A 14,719-nucleotide genomic window follows, 5' to 3' on the forward strand; every position below is an offset into this window, starting at 1 on the left:
AAACGCCCGAACGTCGCACTGTCTGTGTGGGCACTGGTTGACAACAAACGATGGCGATGATCTGCGGATCAGGCGAGTTCGACGAGCTCCAGCAGGTCGTCGCTCCACGCGTCCTCGTCGCCGTCGGGCAGCAGGATGGCCCGGTCGGGCTTGAGCGCCTGTACGGCTCCGGCGTCGTGTGTGACCAGTACGATGGCGCCCGGGTAGTTCGCGATGGCGTCCAGCACCTGCTCGCGGCTGACCGGGTCGAGGTTGTTCGTCGGCTCGTCGAGCAGCAGCACGTTCGCGCCCGAGCAGACCAGCGTCGCCAGCGCGAGCCGCGTCTTCTCGCCGCCGGAGAGCACCCCGGCCGGCTTGTCGACGTCGTCACCCGAGAAGAGGAACGCTCCCAGGATCTTGCGCAGCTCGGTGTCGGTCTGCTCGGAGCCGGCGCTGCGCATGTGCTCGAGGATCGTCCGGTCGACGTCGAGCGTCTCGTGCTCCTGCGCGTAGTAGCCCAGCCGCAGCCCGTGGCCGGGCCGCACCTCGCCGGTGTCGGGCTCGAGCAGCCCGCCCAGCATGCGCAGCAGCGTGGTCTTGCCGGCGCCGTTGAGCCCGAGGATGGCCACCCGCGAGCCACGGTCGACCGCCACGTTGACGTCGTTGAAGATCTCGAGCGACCCGTACGACTTCGACAGCCCGGTGGCGGTGAGCGGCGTCTTGCCGCACGGCACCGGGGTCGGGAAGCGCACCTTGGCGACCTTGTCGGCGACGCGGGTCTCCTCGAGGCCGCCGAGCAGCTTCTCGGCTCGCCGCGCCATGTTCTGCGCCGCGACGGTCTTGGTGGCCTTGGCGCGCATCTTGTCGGCCTGCGCCATGAGCGCGCCGGCCTTCTTCTCGGCGTTGGCCCGCTCGCGACGGCGGCGGCGCTCGTCGGTCTCGCGCGACTCGAGGTACTTCTTCCAGCCGACGTTGTAGACGTCGACGACCGAGCGGTTGGCGTCGAGATACCAGACCTTGTTGACCGCGGCCTCGAGCAGCTCGACGTCGTGGCTGATCACGACGAGGCCGCCCTTGTGCTGCGCCATGTATCCGCGCAGCCACGCGATCGAGTCCTGGTCGAGGTGGTTGGTCGGCTCGTCGAGCAGCAGGATGCCCTTGCCGTTCTGCCCCGAGTCGGCGAACAGGATGCGGGCCAGCTCGATGCGGCGGCGCTGACCACCCGAGAGCGTGCCGATGGTCTGCGCGAGCGCCCGGTCGGGCAGGCCGAGGTTGGAGCAGATGCGGGCGGCCTCGGCCTCGGCCGCGTAGCCGCCCAGGGCGGCGAACCGGTCCTCGAGGTTGCCGTACTGCCGCACCAGCTTGTCGTCGGCGCTCTCCTCGAGCTTGATCTCGAGTTTCTGCATCTCGGCGATGATGGTGTCGAGGCCGCGCGCGCTGAGCACCCGGTCGCGGCCGGTCACGTTCAGGTCGCCGGTGCGCGGGTCCTGCGGCAGGTAGCCGACCTCGCTGGTGCGCTCGACGGAGCCCGCGTAGGGCTGGCCCTCGCCGGCCAGGACCTTGAGCGTGGTGGTCTTGCCCGCGCCGTTGCGGCCGACCAGGCCGATCCGGTCGCCCGGCTGCACCCGCAGGGTGACCGGGGACAGCAGGATCCGGGCGCCGGCGCGCAGTTCGAGTCCGGTGGCGGTGATCATCGGTTAAGGCTCGCTCTCACAGAGATGAAGGCTGACTCCGGGCACAGATGAACGCCGGCCATCGGTTCCCGACGGTCGGCGCGGGGCAGGTCAGCCTTCGCAGAGCAGCACCGAACCATCATACCGGGGGTGCTTCGGCAACTCCCACCCGATTAATAGTCAAGATCATCGGGTACGCATCGGGCACCCCTGCGGCACCCGGCTCAGTGAGGATGCGATGGAACTCAACGAGAACGCCGACATCGATACCAGTCAGGTCGAGGATCGGCGTGGCTCCGGCGGCGGTGGCGGCGGCCTCGGCGGCCTGCCGATCCCGATCGGCGGCGGCGGCCTGGTGGGCGTGATCATCACGCTGGTGATCGCCGTGGTCGGCGGCTACTTCGGCATCAACCAGCTCGGTGGCGGCGGCAGCGACACCGCGAACAACACCAACATCCAGCAGGAGTGCTCGCAGGAGAACGCGACGCAGCAGCTGGAGTGCCGCAACGTCCTGTTCGTGAACTCGATTCAGGCGTACTGGAAGCAGGCCTCGCCGAAGTACTTCAACGTCGACTACCAGCCGGCGAAGACGGTCATCTTCTCCAACCGGGTGAACACCGCCTGCGGCGCGGCCGACTCGGGCGTCGGGCCGTTCTACTGCCCCGGCGACAACCTGGTGTACATCGACCTCACCTTCTACAAGGTGCTTTCGCAGCAGCTGGGGGCCCCGGGCGAGTTCGCGCAGCCCTACGTGCTGGCCCACGAGTACGGCCACCACATCCAGGACATCACCGGCCAGGAGGCCAAGATGCGCCGGGCCCAGCAGGGCGCCGGCGAGACCGAGCAGAACGCGCTGTCGGTGAAGCTGGAGCTGCAGGCCGACTGCTACGCCGGGGTGTGGGCCAGCGCGGCCACCGAGACGACCGACACGCAGGGTCAGAAAATCTTCAAGAGCCTCACCGAGCAGGACATCCAGGAGGGCATCCAGACCGCGGGCCAGATCGGCGACGACGTGCTGCAGAAGCGCAGCGGCAACCCGGTCAACCCGGCCGAGTTCACGCACGGCACCGCGGCACAGCGGCAGCAGTCGTTCACCAAGGGCTACCAGTCGGGCAACCCGGAGAGCTGCGCGACCACCTTCTAGGGCTCCTTCACCAGCACGGACACCGCCCGGGCCCCGGCGATCGCGGACACCAGCACCGCGTGCCGGGGCTCGGGCACGTCCAGGAACCGCTCGGCGCGCACGGCAGCCACCGGAGCGAGCTGCGGCGCGGCCAGGATGGCGTCCACGGCGGCCCGGTCCCCGCCGGTCACCAGAGCGGCCAGATCCCGTACGGCCGGAAGGAGAAGCCGTCCCACGATGCCCGCGCCGTCGGCAGCAGCCGCCTTCGCCTGATTGTCCCGGCGGCGCGCGAAGCGCTGCTGCGACCAGCCACCCGCCGCCGTGCGCCCCTGCACGTAGTGCGTGTCCACCTTGGAACCGACGAGCTCGTCCCCCTGCGCGATGCCCACCGCGACCGCCCCCTTGCGCGCCAGCAGCAGCCCCAGCCGGCGCGGCTCCCGTGCCACCGCGACCAGCTCGGCCATGCTGCCCGCCGCGCCGGCCCCCGGCGGCGTCTGCCAGGTCGCCGTGGCGCCGTCCTCAGCGATCAAGGTCAACCCCTCTTCGCGGTACGCCCCGTGGCGGCGCGCGAAGTTCTCGATCCAGCGGTCCAGCCGCTCCGGCGCGACGTCCACCCATTTCCCGCCGCCCGCGGCCGCCCGTTCGCCCATTCCTGTCACACTACGGTGGCAGGATGCGGGCCATGAGCGACCTGCCCGCCACCCTGCTCGAGCGCCTCGACGACCGCCTGCTGCCCGCCGCCGACCCCGTGCGCGCGGCCGCCCAGGCGGCGTACATGAAAAACCACTTCGCGTTCCTGGGCCTGGCCACGCCCGCGCTGCGCACACTCGAACGTGCCGCGCTGGCCGGGCTCCCCCCGCCCACCGAGGACGAGCTGCGCCTCATCGCGACCGCGCTGTGGGCCCGCGAGCAGCGCGAGTTCCAATACGTGGCCTGCTCCTACCTCGTCCGCCACGTGGCCGTCCCCAGCCCCGCCTTCGTGCCCGTGCTCCGCGAGCTGATCACCACGAAGTCCTGGTGGGACACGGTCGACGCGCTCGCGACCCGCTTCACCGGCGGCCTGGTGCGGCGCCACCCGTCGCTGGTCACGGTGATGGACCAGTGGGCGCGCGACGACGACATGTGGCTGGTCCGCACCGCGATCCTGCACCAGCTGCACTACGGCGCCGAGACCGACACCGCCCGCCTGTTCGGCTACTGCGAGGCCCAGGCGTCGCACCGCGACTTCTTCGTCCGCAAGGCGATCGGGTGGGCCCTGCGCCACTACGCCCGCACGGATCCCGACGCCGTCCGCGCCTTCGTCGACGGTCACCGGTCCACGCTGTCGGGCCTGTCCGTCCGCGAAGCCACCAAACACCTCTGACCAGGAGACCACCACATGCGCGAGTTCCCGGTGGCTGACGCCGCCTCCGGACCGTACGGCATCGTCGCCGCACCCGACGGCGCCCTGTGGACGACGCTGATCCACGCCGGCGGGATCGCGCGGCTCACCCCCGACGGCGCCGTCCGCACCCACGCGCTCGATTCGGCGCAGAGCGGCCCCTCGCTCATCACCGTGGGTGGCGACGGCGCCCTCTGGTTCACCCGCCGTGACGACCGCATCGGCCGCATCACGCTCGACGGAGAGCTGAGCTCGTTCCCCGCGCGCGGCACGCCGTACGGCATCGCGCCCGGCCCCGACGGCGCCCTCTGGTTCACCGCGATGAACGCCGACGCGATCGGCCGCATCACGCTCGACGGCGAGGTCACCGAGTTCCCCCTGCCCGTGACCGGCGGCTTCCCCGCCATGATCACCGCAGGCCCCGACGACGCCCTGTGGTTCACCCTCAACCAGGCCAACGCGATCGGCCGCGCCGACCTCGACGGCGTCGTGACCCTGCACGCCCTGCCCACCGAGGCGGCCGCCCCGGTCGGCATCACCGCCGGCCCCGACGGCGCCCTGTGGTTCGTCGAGATCGGCGCCGGCCAGGTCGGCCGCATCACCGTCGACGGCGACATCACCGAGTTCCCCCTGCCCGACCGCTCGGCCCGCCCGCACGCCATCGCGGCCGCCCCGGACGGCGGTTGCTGGTTCACCGAGTGGTCCGCCAACCGCCTGGCCCACATCACCCCCGCCGGCAAGGTCGAGGAGTACGACCTGCCCACCCCCGGCTCCGAGCCCCACGGCCTCACCGTCACCCCCGACGGCGCGGTGTGGACGGCCCTCGAGATCGGAGTGATCGCCCGCCTGCAGCCCTGAACGCCTACGACCGAGCGCCCGCGGATCGGGTGAACGCGAAATCGGTCACTGCCGGCACCCGACGAAAGCCGGCGGAGGCGTACGTCGCGACAGCGCCCGCGTTCGCCGTCCGGGTGGCGACGGTGGCGCTGGAAGCACCCAGGTCTCGCAGAGCCGCGGCCGCAGCGATCGTGATCGCGGTGCCGTAGCCGTGACCGCGATGGTCCCGGTGAACCCCCATGGGCTCCAGCAGCCCGGGACGCCCCTCACCGGCCGACCACACCGTGACCGTCGCGACCGCGTTGTCCTGACCGTCGTACCCCACCAGGCAGCGAGCGTGCCGGTAGGCCGGCGACTGCGCCATCGTGGTCCACAGGTCGGCGGTGAAGGTCGAACGGTCGAAGGCCGCGCGCTGCACCGCCACCCGGTCGGCGACCCGCTCGGGACCGACGACCTCCACGCGCAGGTCCGGGGCCTCGACCGAACCTCGCAGATCGCGGACCAACGGCGTCCACGGCTCGTCATCGACCCAGCCCCGCTCGCGGAACACCGACCGGAGCGCCGCCCCGAACCGAGCCTCCACCGCCACCTTGTCGCCGATCAGGACACCCTTGGCCGGGTCCTCGAGGTCGCGCACGAGTGCCCGCGCAAGCTCCTCGTCCTTCTCGACCGCGGGCGCGACCCCCATCCGGATCAGCGACTGGTCGTCGAGGAACCCGACAGCGACGACCGTCCCCTCCGCGGTCCACACTCGGAGGGTCTTGGCCAGCACGTCCGCCCCGAAGCGCCAGTGCCAGCCCAGGTCGCCCGGATGCAACTGCACCGGCAGGTCGTCCTGCTGCCATGACCCCAGCTCCGACAGGACCGCGCCAAGCCCCGAGACATCCGGCGTCGTCACTTCGACATGCATGCGCCGATCCAAGCCCATCCCCCACCCGCCGCGCACTCCTATTACGCGGCGCGGCATTTCCCCGGCCACCGTCCGGCCGCCCGGGCTGCCGGCCCTCTCGCAGCCCCACCTGCCCGTCGAACACCACCCGGCGGCGCGGGCGCGTCAGCGGCTGCCGTCCCGGAGCCCTACCTGCCCGTCGAACACCACGTGGCGGCGCGGGCGCGTCAAGCGGCTGCCGTCCCGCAGCCGCACCAGCCCCGTCGAACACCTCCCCGCGCCCGACCTGGTCGTCGCGCCGGTGCCGGCCCCTGTGGACAACCGGATCCGGCGCCGGCGCGCGCGGTAGGCTCGCTCCGCTCCCCGGGTGGGCGGGGGTATGGGCGGCACTACCGCGAAAACAAACGGAGTGATCAAGCGGGCAGCAGGAGGCGGACGGCCAGATAGGCGATCACGAGGCTGGAGACCAGCGCGGTCGCGGCGCGGCCGCGGGGGCCGGTCAGCCAGCGGCCCACGAGCGAACCGCCGCCCGCGATCACCAGCTGCCAGCTCGCCGAGGCCAGGAAGACGCCGGTCACGAACAGAACCCCGCCGCCCTCGCCGCCGCGGCCTAGCACCAGCGCGGCGAAGTAGACGATCGTCGCCGGGTTGAGCAGGGTCAGGCCGAGCACGCCGGCGTAGGCGCGCCACGGCGTCGCGGGGTGCTTGTCGACGGCCGCGGCGCCGGGCTTGCGGAAGGCCGCCCGAGCGGTCAACGCGGCGATGACCAGCAGCACCAAGGCGGCGACCCAGCGCAGGGGCGCCGCGATGGGCGCGATCACGCCCGCGACGGCTGCGCCGCCGGCCACGGCGATCGCGGCGAACACCCCGTCCGCGGTGGCGGCTCCCAGACCGGCGGCGGCGCCGACCCTGAGCGAGGTACGGGCGCTGAGCCCGGCGATGAGCACCCCGATGGCGCCCATGGGCAGCGCGACTCCATAGCCGGCGGTGACGCCGGCCAGAAACGCCGCGCTCATGACAGCTGCTGACGGACCGCCGTTCCGCTCAGGCCGCGCTGCTGCTTCCGCCCGGCCCGATCGGCCGCAGCGACACAGACAACGGGAAGCAGCATCAGTTCGGTCACCGCCACATGGTGCCGCCCACGCGCCGCCGCGAGCGACCGATTTACGAAGCCGCGATGCCACTGGCGGCTGCCATCGGAGGACGCGGCCGGTGACGCCCGGTCACTGTCACGGCTGAGGCCACTCGTGACGGTAAGCGGACGGCACGCCACGGCGGGGTCGACCGCAGACCCGGCTACGCGGCGGCGACCGGCACGTGCAGACGGTCAGCCAAGCCGGCGGCAGTGAAAGCGGCCCGTACGTCGTCGAGGCCCTCGGTGAAGTGAGCCCAGCTGTCGATGTGGGCGGGCACGACGGTGGGAGCGCCGAGCAGACGGGTGGCCTCCACCATGTCGGCGGCGGAGAGGGTCAGGTTCACGTCGCCGACCAGAGGGGTGCGGGCGGCGCCGCCGAAGAGGACGGCCACGTCGACGGAGGAGAAGCGGGCGGCTATGGCGCGGACGACGTCGAGGGAGGCGTTGTCGCCGCTCACGTACACGGTCGGCAGGTCGGGGCCGTGCAGCACGAAACCGGTGACCGGGCCGGTGAGGTGCTCGGTGCCGGCGGGGCCGTGCTGGGCGGGCACGGCGGTCACGACCACGTCGGAGCCGGGCAGCGTCAGGGCCTCCCAAGGGGCGAGGCCACGAGCCGGCGGGCCGAGCCGGTCGGCGCCGTCGGGGGTGGTGAGCAGCAAAGGCACGGTGAGCGCGAACTCGCGGCCCGCCCGGTCGAGGTTGTCGGGGTGCTGGTCGTGCGAGAGCAGCACGACGTCGACGGGAGCGGCGTCCGCGGGCGTGCCGCGGGACTCCGCGGTCTTGGTCAGCTCGCGGTCGCCGATCGGGTAGCGGCCGGCCGGGTCGAAGGTGGGGTCGGTCAGGAACGTCCGGCCGCCCAGCGAGAAGCTCACCGTCGGGCCGCCGAAACCGCGGAACACAAGTGTCATGGACGCAGTCTCGATCGCGCGCCGCTGCGCCGGGAGTGGCTGGAAAGTCATCGTCCGATAGATTCAAGCCATGAGCACCGTGGGGATCGTCGTCGGCGAGGGCGCGCCGCTGCTCGAGGTCGCGGTCGCTCCGCGCGTCTTCGAGATCGACCACTCGAGCCGGGGCGGGCCCCGCTTCGACGTCCGGACGGCGGGTGAGCGGCCGGGCCCGCTGGGCACCTCGGCCGGCATCGCGCTCACCCCGCCGTACGCGCTGGCGGACCTCGGCGACGCCGACATCGTCATCGTCCCGGGCTGGCGCGTGCCGGACGGGCGGCCGACGTCGCCGGACGTGCTGGGGCTGCTGCGCCGCGCGCACGAGTCGGGCGCCACGGTCGTCGGGCTGTGCCTGGGCGCCTTCGTGCTGGCCGAGGCGGGGCTGCTCGACGGGCGTCGCGCCACCACGCACTGGGTGCGGCTGCGGGAGTTCGCCGACCGCCACCCGGCCGTGGACGTCGTCGAGGACGCCCTGTTCGTCGACGAGGGCAGCGTGATCACCAGCGCCGGCAGCGCCGCGGGGCTGGACGCCTGCCTGCACCTGCTGCGCCGCGACCACGGTCCCGAGGTCGCGAACGCCACCGCCCGCGCGCTGGTGGTCGCCCCGCAGCGGGCCGGCGGGCAGGCGCAGTTCGTCGAGCAGCCGGTGCCGCCGCTGGACTCCCCCGACCCGGTGACCACCGCGATGCGGCACGCGCTGGAGCACCTCGACGACCCCAGCCTGGACGTGGACCGGCTGGCGCAGGCCGCGCGGCTGAGCCGGCGCAGCTTCGACCGCCGTTTCCGCTCGGCGGCGGGCTGCTCACCGCTGCAGTGGCTGCTGCACCAGCGGGTGCTGCGCGCCCAGCAGATCCTGTCCACCACCGCGCTGCCGGTCGACACCGTGGCCCGGGCCTGCGGCTTCGCCGACGGGGTCGCGCTGCGCCCGCACTTCCGCCGGCTGGTCGGCGTGCCGCCCCAGACGTACCGGGCGAGTTTCGGCGGGCGTTGACGGGATAAGTTCGGATCATGGGTGTGGTCGCCGAACTCCTCCTCGTCCGGCACGGGCAGAGCCTGGCCAACGTCGCCTTCCCGGCCGCGGACGCCGAAGGGCTGCTCGAGGCCGAGGTCAGCGGCCGCGACGCCGAGGTGCCGCTCACCGAGCTCGGGGTGCGGCAGGCCGAGGCGCTCGGCGAGTGGCTCGGTGAGCTGCCCGAGAACGAACGACCGCAGGTCGCCATCACCTCGCCCTACCTGCGGGCGCGCGAGACCTACCGGATCGCCGCCGAGAGGTCCGGCGTCGACCTGCCCGAGCCGTCCACCGACGACCGCCTCGTCGACCGGCTGCTCGGCGACCTCGAGATGCTGACCCGCGCCGCGGTGGCCCAGCGCTTCCCCGACGAGGCACAGCGCCGCACCGACGCGGGCGAGTACCGATACACCCCGCCGGCTGGCGAGTCGTTCGCGGACATCGAGGTGCGGCTGGGCTCCTTCCTCGAGGACCTGCACCGCGACCACGCCGGCGAGCGGGTCATCGTCGTCGCCCACGACGCCGTCGTGCTCATGATGCGGGCCGTCGTCGAGCAGCTGACCTGGGACCAGGTGCTCGAGGCCGAGCGCACCGCCGGCAGCGTGCGCAACGCGTCGCTGAGCCGCTTCGTCGAGGTCGACGGCCGCCTGAAGCTGGCGTACTACAACTCGGTCGACCACCTGCCCCCGGCCTGAGCTCAGTCGGCCTTGGCCCACGCCCTGAGCTGGGTGAGCACCTCGCGGTCGCCGTCGACCTGCAGCTCGTCGTAGCCGATGCGCCCGTAGAGCGCCAGCACGAGATCGCTGGCCGAGCCGCGTACGGTCGTCACCGGATCACCGCTCGCGGCCGGGTCGAGCCGCCCGCCCGAAGGCGACAGGTCGAGCACGTGCGCCGGCCCGTCCACGGCCACGAACGCAATCCGGGCCGGCCGATGCGGCCACTCCCCCAGTGCCCCGATGCCGACCTCGAGGAACTCCGCCACCCCGTCGACAGCGACCGCCGCGGGCAACGGCTCCGCCTTGCCCACCGTCTGCTGGGCGTCGAAGGCGTGCACCGCCGCCTCCTGCACCTGGTGACGCGCGATCGCCCCGGCGGTCAGCGGCGCCGCCGAGGCGCCCCACCAGGCCCACGCCGGCGCGTCGGCCGGCACCTCGCGCAGCGCGGACAGCAGCAGTTCGGTCGAGGCGGCCGACCAGGCGAGCAGGTCGTCGCCCGGCCGGGGATCGGGCACCGCGGACCGGGGCGGCGGCCCGGTGGGATCGCCCGCCCGCACCACCACGGCCCAGAACCGCTGCACCTGGCCCACGTGGGTCACCAGATCGCGCAGGTCCCACTCGGGGCAGCCCGGCACGCGGGCGTCGGGAACGGCAGCGGCGGCCACCGCGTCACGCAGGGCCGCCGACCGCTCGTCGATCAGATCGAGGAAAGGGAGAAGCTGCATGCCCCGTTTCTACCAACGGGGTACGACAGGAATCAGACGTTGAAGCCGAGCGCCCGCAACTGCTCGCGGCCGTCGTCGGTGATCTTGTCGGGACCCCACGGCGGCAGCCACACCCAGTTGATGCGGAAGTCCTTGACCAGGCCGCCACCGGGGCCGGTGGTCAGCGCCGTGCGGGTCTGGTCCTCGATGACGTCGGTCAGCGGGCACGCCGCCGAGGTCAGCGTCATGTCGAGGGTGGCCACGTTGTCGTCGTCGACGTAGGTGCCGTAGACGAGGCCGAGGTCGACCACGTTGATGCCCAGCTCGGGGTCGACGACGTCCTTCATCGCCTCTTCGATGTCGTCGATCGAGGCCTTCGAGACCGCGGAAGCGGCGTCGGTGGGAGTGTCCGTCATGCCTTCACCTCTGAAGAAGTAACCTCAACGCCGGCCCGGGCCGCCGCATCCTTGAACGCCATCCATGGCAGCAGAGCGCACTTCACCCGGGCGGGGAACTTGGCCACCCCGGCGAACGCGATCCCGTCGCCGAGCACGTCCTCGTCGGGCTCGACCTGGCCACGCCCCTGCATCAGCGCCACGAACGCCTCGTGGATTCCCGCCGCGTCCGAGGCCGTACGCCCGGAGAGCAGTTCGTGCAGCACCGAGGCCGAGGCCTGGCTGATCGAGCAGCCCAGACCGTCGTACGAGATGTCCGCGAACGTCCCGTCGGCGGACGCGACGCGCACCGTGATCTCGTCACCGCACGTCGGGTTGACGTGGTGCGCCTCGCCCTGGAACGGGTCGCGCAGCCCCTTGCCGTGCGGGTGCTTGTAGTGGTCCAGGATGATCTCCTGGTAAAGCCCGTCGAGCATCATCCGAACACCTTCCGGACCTGGTCGAGGCCGCGGGCGAGCGCGTCGATCTCGTCCGTGGTCGTGTAGAGGTAGAACGACGCGCGGGTCATGGCCGGCACCCCGAAGCGGGCGCAGACCGGCTTCGCGCAGTGGTGCCCGACCCGCACCTCGACACCCAGCGCGTCGAGGATCTGGCCCACGTCGTGCGGGTGCACCCCGTCGACACCGAACGACAGCGTGCCGCCGCGCCCCTCGGGCGTCACGGGCCCGAAAAGGCGCACTCCGGGCACGTCGGCGAGGGTCTTGAGGGCGTACGCGGTGATGTCCTGCTCGTGCTGGTGGATGGCCTCCATGCCGAGCGCGTTCAGGTAGTCGACGGCCACGCCGAGCCCGATGGCCTCCGTGATCGGCGGCGTGCCGGCCTCGAAGCGCGCCGGCGGAGCGGCGTACGTGGTGCCGCCCATCGTCACCGTCTCGATCATCGACCCGCCGGCCAGGAACGGCGGCATCTCGGCGAGCAGCGAGTACCGCCCCCACAGCACGCCGATGCCGGTCGGGCCGAGCATCTTGTGACCGGTGAACGCGACGAAGTCCGCGCCGAGCGCCTGCACGTCGACCGGCAGGTGCGGCACCGATTGCGAGCAGTCGAGAACCACCAGCGCGCCGACCTCGTGCGCCCGCGCGACCAGCCCCGACACATCGTTGATCGTGCCCAGCACGTTCGACATGTGCACGACCGACACGATCTTCGTACGCTCGTTGATCAGGTCGTCGTCGGGCGCGAGCCGGCCCTCGTCGGAGATGCCGAACCAGCGCAGCGTGGCGCCGGTGCGCTCGCACAGCAGCTGCCACGGGACGATGTTGGAGTGGTGCTCCATCTCGGAGATCACGATCTCGTCGCCCGGCTGGAGCCGCAGGTGCTGTCCCAGCGAGTACGCGACGAGGTTGAGCGCCTCGGTCGAGTTCTTGGTGAACACGATCTCGTCGGGCGTCGCGGCGCGCACGAAGGCCGCGATCTTGCCGCGGGCCTCCTCGTACGCCGACGTGGCCTCGGTGCCCAGCGTGTGCACGGAGCGGGACACGTTGCCGTTGTGCCGCTCCTGGTGCAGGCGCATCGCGTCGATCACCTGGCGCGGTTTCTGCGAGGTGTTCGCGCTGTCCAGATACACCAGCGGGTGGCCGTTGATCTCCCGCTCGAGGATCGGGAAGTCGGCTCGGACCCGGGCCACGTCGAACGTCATGTCAAAGCCCCTGTTCAGACCCGCGTGCCGACGTAGCGCTCGTAGCCCTCGGCCTCGAGCTGCTCGGCGAGCTCCGGGCCGCCCTCCTGGACGATCTTGCCGGCGACGAACACGTGCACGAAGTCCGGCTTGATGTAGCGCAGGATGCGGGTGTAGTGGGTGATCAGCAGCAGGCCGGTGTCGCCGGTCTCGCGGACGCGGTTGACGCCCTCGCTGACGACGCGCAGCGCGTCGATGTCGAGGCCCGAGTCGGTCTCGTCGAGGATCGCCATCTTGGGCTTGAGCAGCTCGAGCTGCATGATCTCGTGACGCTTCTTCTCACCGCCGGAGAAGCCCTCGTTGACGTTGCGCTGCGCGAACGCCGGGTCCATCTGCAGCTGCTCCATGGCCTTGCGCAGCTCGCCGGCCCAGGTGCGCAGCTTCGGCGCCTCACCGTCGACGGCCGTCTTCGCCGTACGCAGGAAGTTCGCCACCGAGACGCCGGGGACCTCGACCGGGTACTGCATCGCGAGGAACAGGCCCGCGCGGGCGCGCTCGTCGACCGTCATGTCGAGCACGCTCTCGCCGTCGAGCGTGACCGAGCCGCCGGTGATCTGGTACTTGGGGTGGCCCGCGATGGAGTACGCCAGCGTCGACTTGCCCGAGCCGTTGGGACCCATGATGGCGTGGGTCTCGCCCGACTTCACGGTGAGGTCGACCCCAGCCAGGATCGGCTTCAGGTCGCCCTCGGGCAACTTGACCGACACCTGCAGGTCGCGGATCTCCAGGGTGCTCACGGGTTTACTCCATTACTCGGGGTCGTCGAAACATAGATGTCGCCGTCGCGGATCTCGACGGGGTACGTCGCCACCGGCGAGAAGGCGGGCGGGCCGCTCGGCTCGCCGGTGCGCAGGTCGAACCGGGAACCGTGCAGCCAGCACTCGAGCAGGCAGCCCTCGACCTCACCCTCCGAGAGGGGCACCGCGGCGTGGGAGCACTCATCGCGTACGGCGTAGAAGTTGTCGTCGTCGGCGTGCACCACCGCGACGTCGACGCCGTCCAGCTCGACGGAGATCGCGGAGCCCTTCGCCACGTCCGCGGCGGAACCGACCAGCTCGAAGCTCACGCGCCCGCCTCGGCCAGCCGGGCCTCGATCGCGGCGCCGAGCCGCTCGCGCAGCTCCTCGACCGGGATCTTGTTGATGAGCTCGGCGAAGAAGCCGCGGACCACGAGCTTGCGCGCCTCACCCTCGGGGATGCCTCGCGCCATCAGGTAGAACAGCTGCTCCTCGTCGAAGCGGCCGGTCGCGCTGGCGTGCCCGGCACCGACGATCTCACCGGTCTCGATCTCGAGGTTGGGCACCGAGTGCGCCACGGCGCCGTCGGTCAGGATCAGGTTGCGGTTGATCTCGTACGTGTCGGTGCCCGTCGCCGCCGCGCGGATCAGCACGTCGCCGACCCAGACGGTCTGCGCCGACTTGCCCTGCAGCGCGCCGCGGTAGCCGACGTAGCTGCGGCAGTCCGGAACGCTGTGGTCGACCAGCTGGCGGTGCTCGAAGTGCTGGCCGGCGTCGGCGAAGTAGAGGCCCCACAGCTCGGCGTCGCCGCCGCGGGCCGTGTACTCCACGCTCGTGAACTGGCGGACCAGGTCGCCGCCGAGCGCCACCTGCACGTGGCTGGCGCGGGCGTCGCGGCCGATGCGGAACTTCACGTGCTGGGCCTGCACCGCGCCGGCGTCCCAGTCGGCGAGCGTCACGAAGGTGAGCTGGGCGCTGTCGCCGACCAGGACCTCAATGTTGTCGGCGAGCGTGGCCGTGCCGGTCTGCTCAAGCACCAGCGTCAGCTTGGCGAACGCGCCGACCTTGACGAACGTACGCGCGGCCGCGGCCTCGCCGCCCTTGCCGACCAGCCGGATGACCACGGCCTGGGCCGGCTCGGTCTCGGGCGCGACCTCGATGAGGGTCGCGCCCGCCGCCGAGCCGTACGCCAGCGCGCTGATCCGGTCGAACGGCGTGAGCACCGGCTCGACGTCGTCGACGCTCCGCACGCTCACGCCCGCGGGCAGGTCACCGGCCTCGAGCTGCGGCGCGGTGCCGGTCAGCGTCGTGGCCGTGGCCAGCTCGCGCAGCCGCTTGAGCGGGGTGAAACGCCAGTCCTCCTCCAGCCCGGTGAGGGCCGGGAAGTCGGTGACGTCGAACGAGCGCAGCACCTGCGACTTGGTGCTGGGCGGAGCAATCGTCGTTGTTTCGGTGGTCAT

Annotated in this window: 17 protein-coding genes; 5 read left to right on the top strand and 12 right to left on the bottom strand. The window is 71.9% G+C overall.

What is annotated here, in order from left to right:
• Window positions 1-68: 68 nt before the first annotated feature.
• Window positions 69-1,673 (bottom strand): ABC-F family ATP-binding cassette domain-containing protein, encoded by a 1,605-nt coding sequence (locus ACSNN8_RS35730; RefSeq protein WP_436654593.1) that lies wholly within the window; start codon window positions 1,671-1,673, stop codon window positions 69-71.
• A gap of 217 nt (window positions 1,674-1,890) precedes the next feature.
• Between ACSNN8_RS35730 and ypfJ the strand changes: the two genes are divergently transcribed.
• Entirely contained in the window at window positions 1,891-2,796 is a 906-nt protein-coding gene (gene ypfJ / locus ACSNN8_RS35735; RefSeq protein WP_436654594.1) for a KPN_02809 family neutral zinc metallopeptidase, read from the top strand.
• Here ypfJ and ACSNN8_RS35740 read toward each other — a convergent pair.
• A complete protein-coding gene (locus tag ACSNN8_RS35740) occupies window positions 2,793-3,425 on the bottom strand; it encodes an acVLRF1 family peptidyl-tRNA hydrolase (protein ID WP_436654595.1) in 633 nt (210 codons plus the stop codon). The two genes, ypfJ and ACSNN8_RS35740, sit on opposite strands and share 4 nt — an antisense overlap.
• Before the next feature lie 32 nt (window positions 3,426-3,457).
• Between ACSNN8_RS35740 and ACSNN8_RS35745 the strand changes: the two genes are divergently transcribed.
• Both ACSNN8_RS35745 and ACSNN8_RS35750 read left to right on the top strand, forming a co-directional pair.
• The gene (locus ACSNN8_RS35745) at window positions 3,458-4,138 is read left to right on the top strand and encodes a DNA alkylation repair protein (protein ID WP_436654596.1); all 681 of its coding nucleotides are present in this window, start codon (window positions 3,458-3,460) and stop codon (window positions 4,136-4,138) included.
• Window positions 4,139-4,153: 15 nt separating this feature from the next.
• Window positions 4,154-5,014: a Vgb family protein gene (locus tag ACSNN8_RS35750; RefSeq protein ID WP_436654597.1), complete on the top strand. Its 861-nt coding sequence runs from the start codon at window positions 4,154-4,156 to the stop codon at window positions 5,012-5,014.
• Between the two features lie 4 nt (window positions 5,015-5,018).
• Here the strand turns inward: ACSNN8_RS35750 and ACSNN8_RS35755 are convergent, their stop codons facing one another.
• The 3 genes from ACSNN8_RS35755 to ACSNN8_RS35765 form a co-directional block, all read right to left on the bottom strand.
• Window positions 5,019-5,903, bottom strand: a complete 885-nt coding sequence (locus tag ACSNN8_RS35755; RefSeq protein ID WP_436654598.1) for a GNAT family N-acetyltransferase — start codon at window positions 5,901-5,903, stop codon at window positions 5,019-5,021.
• A 392-nt stretch (window positions 5,904-6,295) separates the two neighbouring features.
• On the bottom strand, window positions 6,296-6,898 hold the full coding sequence (locus ACSNN8_RS35760) for a LysE family transporter (protein WP_436654599.1): 603 nt from the start codon (window positions 6,896-6,898) through the stop codon (window positions 6,296-6,298).
• A 280-nt stretch (window positions 6,899-7,178) separates the two neighbouring features.
• A complete protein-coding gene (locus tag ACSNN8_RS35765; RefSeq protein ID WP_436654600.1) occupies window positions 7,179-7,925 on the bottom strand; it encodes an MBL fold metallo-hydrolase in 747 nt (248 codons plus the stop codon).
• Window positions 7,926-7,995: 70 nt separating this feature from the next.
• Between ACSNN8_RS35765 and ACSNN8_RS35770 the strand changes: the two genes are divergently transcribed.
• Both ACSNN8_RS35770 and ACSNN8_RS35775 read left to right on the top strand, forming a co-directional pair.
• Entirely contained in the window at window positions 7,996-8,952 is a 957-nt protein-coding gene (locus ACSNN8_RS35770) for a GlxA family transcriptional regulator (RefSeq protein WP_436654601.1), read from the top strand.
• 17 nt (window positions 8,953-8,969) lie between these two features.
• Window positions 8,970-9,665, top strand: coding sequence for a histidine phosphatase family protein (locus tag ACSNN8_RS35775; RefSeq protein WP_436654602.1), 696 nt, complete (start codon window positions 8,970-8,972; stop codon window positions 9,663-9,665).
• Between the two features lie 2 nt (window positions 9,666-9,667).
• Here ACSNN8_RS35775 and ACSNN8_RS35780 read toward each other — a convergent pair whose 3' ends face one another.
• The 7 genes from ACSNN8_RS35780 to sufD are packed head-to-tail and all read right to left on the bottom strand — an operon-like array spanning window position 9,668 to window position 14,719.
• Window positions 9,668-10,411, bottom strand: coding sequence for a maleylpyruvate isomerase family mycothiol-dependent enzyme (locus ACSNN8_RS35780; RefSeq protein ID WP_436654603.1), 744 nt, complete (start codon window positions 10,409-10,411; stop codon window positions 9,668-9,670).
• Between the two features lie 32 nt (window positions 10,412-10,443).
• Window positions 10,444-10,806: a metal-sulfur cluster assembly factor gene (locus ACSNN8_RS35785; protein WP_436654604.1), complete on the bottom strand. Its 363-nt coding sequence runs from the start codon at window positions 10,804-10,806 to the stop codon at window positions 10,444-10,446.
• Window positions 10,803-11,264, bottom strand: a complete 462-nt coding sequence (sufU, locus tag ACSNN8_RS35790; protein WP_436654605.1) for a Fe-S cluster assembly sulfur transfer protein SufU — start codon at window positions 11,262-11,264, stop codon at window positions 10,803-10,805. The genes ACSNN8_RS35785 and sufU overlap by 4 nt, the downstream gene beginning before the upstream one ends.
• Window positions 11,261-12,484: a cysteine desulfurase gene (locus ACSNN8_RS35795; protein ID WP_436654606.1), complete on the bottom strand. Its 1,224-nt coding sequence runs from the start codon at window positions 12,482-12,484 to the stop codon at window positions 11,261-11,263. Before ACSNN8_RS35795 ends, sufU begins: the two co-directional genes overlap by 4 nt.
• Window positions 12,485-12,498: 14 nt before the next feature.
• Window positions 12,499-13,260 (bottom strand): Fe-S cluster assembly ATPase SufC, encoded by a 762-nt coding sequence (gene sufC, locus ACSNN8_RS35800; RefSeq protein WP_436654607.1) that lies wholly within the window; start codon window positions 13,258-13,260, stop codon window positions 12,499-12,501.
• On the bottom strand, window positions 13,257-13,589 hold the full coding sequence (locus ACSNN8_RS35805; protein ID WP_436654608.1) for a non-heme iron oxygenase ferredoxin subunit: 333 nt from the start codon (window positions 13,587-13,589) through the stop codon (window positions 13,257-13,259). The genes sufC and ACSNN8_RS35805 overlap by 4 nt, the downstream gene beginning before the upstream one ends.
• Window positions 13,586-14,719, bottom strand: a complete 1,134-nt coding sequence (sufD, locus tag ACSNN8_RS35810) for a Fe-S cluster assembly protein SufD (protein ID WP_436654609.1) — start codon at window positions 14,717-14,719, stop codon at window positions 13,586-13,588. The genes ACSNN8_RS35805 and sufD overlap by 4 nt, the downstream gene beginning before the upstream one ends.

Source organism: Actinoplanes sp. URMC 104 (genome assembly GCF_051386375.1).
Taxonomy (GTDB): domain Bacteria; phylum Actinomycetota; class Actinomycetes; order Mycobacteriales; family Micromonosporaceae; genus Actinoplanes.

Excerpts from the sequence above, each read along its gene's own strand:
- ACSNN8_RS35730 (WP_436654593.1), bottom strand. The coding sequence starts at position 1,673 with ATGATCACCGCCACCGGACTCGAACTGCGCGCCGGCGCCCGGATCCTG.
- ypfJ (WP_436654594.1), top strand. The coding sequence starts at position 1,891 with ATGGAACTCAACGAGAACGCCGACATCGATACCAGTCAGGTCGAGGAT.
- ACSNN8_RS35740 (WP_436654595.1), bottom strand. The coding sequence starts at position 3,425 with ATGGGCGAACGGGCGGCCGCGGGCGGCGGGAAATGGGTGGACGTCGCG.
- ACSNN8_RS35745 (WP_436654596.1), top strand. The coding sequence starts at position 3,458 with ATGAGCGACCTGCCCGCCACCCTGCTCGAGCGCCTCGACGACCGCCTG.
- ACSNN8_RS35750 (WP_436654597.1), top strand. The coding sequence starts at position 4,154 with ATGCGCGAGTTCCCGGTGGCTGACGCCGCCTCCGGACCGTACGGCATC.
- ACSNN8_RS35755 (WP_436654598.1), bottom strand. The coding sequence starts at position 5,903 with ATGCATGTCGAAGTGACGACGCCGGATGTCTCGGGGCTTGGCGCGGTC.
- ACSNN8_RS35760 (WP_436654599.1), bottom strand. The coding sequence starts at position 6,898 with ATGAGCGCGGCGTTTCTGGCCGGCGTCACCGCCGGCTATGGAGTCGCG.
- ACSNN8_RS35765 (WP_436654600.1), bottom strand. The coding sequence starts at position 7,925 with ATGACACTTGTGTTCCGCGGTTTCGGCGGCCCGACGGTGAGCTTCTCG.
- ACSNN8_RS35770 (WP_436654601.1), top strand. The coding sequence starts at position 7,996 with ATGAGCACCGTGGGGATCGTCGTCGGCGAGGGCGCGCCGCTGCTCGAG.
- ACSNN8_RS35775 (WP_436654602.1), top strand. The coding sequence starts at position 8,970 with ATGGGTGTGGTCGCCGAACTCCTCCTCGTCCGGCACGGGCAGAGCCTG.
- ACSNN8_RS35780 (WP_436654603.1), bottom strand. The coding sequence starts at position 10,411 with ATGCAGCTTCTCCCTTTCCTCGATCTGATCGACGAGCGGTCGGCGGCC.
- ACSNN8_RS35785 (WP_436654604.1), bottom strand. The coding sequence starts at position 10,806 with ATGACGGACACTCCCACCGACGCCGCTTCCGCGGTCTCGAAGGCCTCG.
- sufU (WP_436654605.1), bottom strand. The coding sequence starts at position 11,264 with ATGATGCTCGACGGGCTTTACCAGGAGATCATCCTGGACCACTACAAG.
- ACSNN8_RS35795 (WP_436654606.1), bottom strand. The coding sequence starts at position 12,484 with ATGACGTTCGACGTGGCCCGGGTCCGAGCCGACTTCCCGATCCTCGAG.
- sufD (WP_436654609.1), bottom strand. The coding sequence starts at position 14,719 with ATGACCACCGAAACAACGACGATTGCTCCGCCCAGCACCAAGTCGCAG.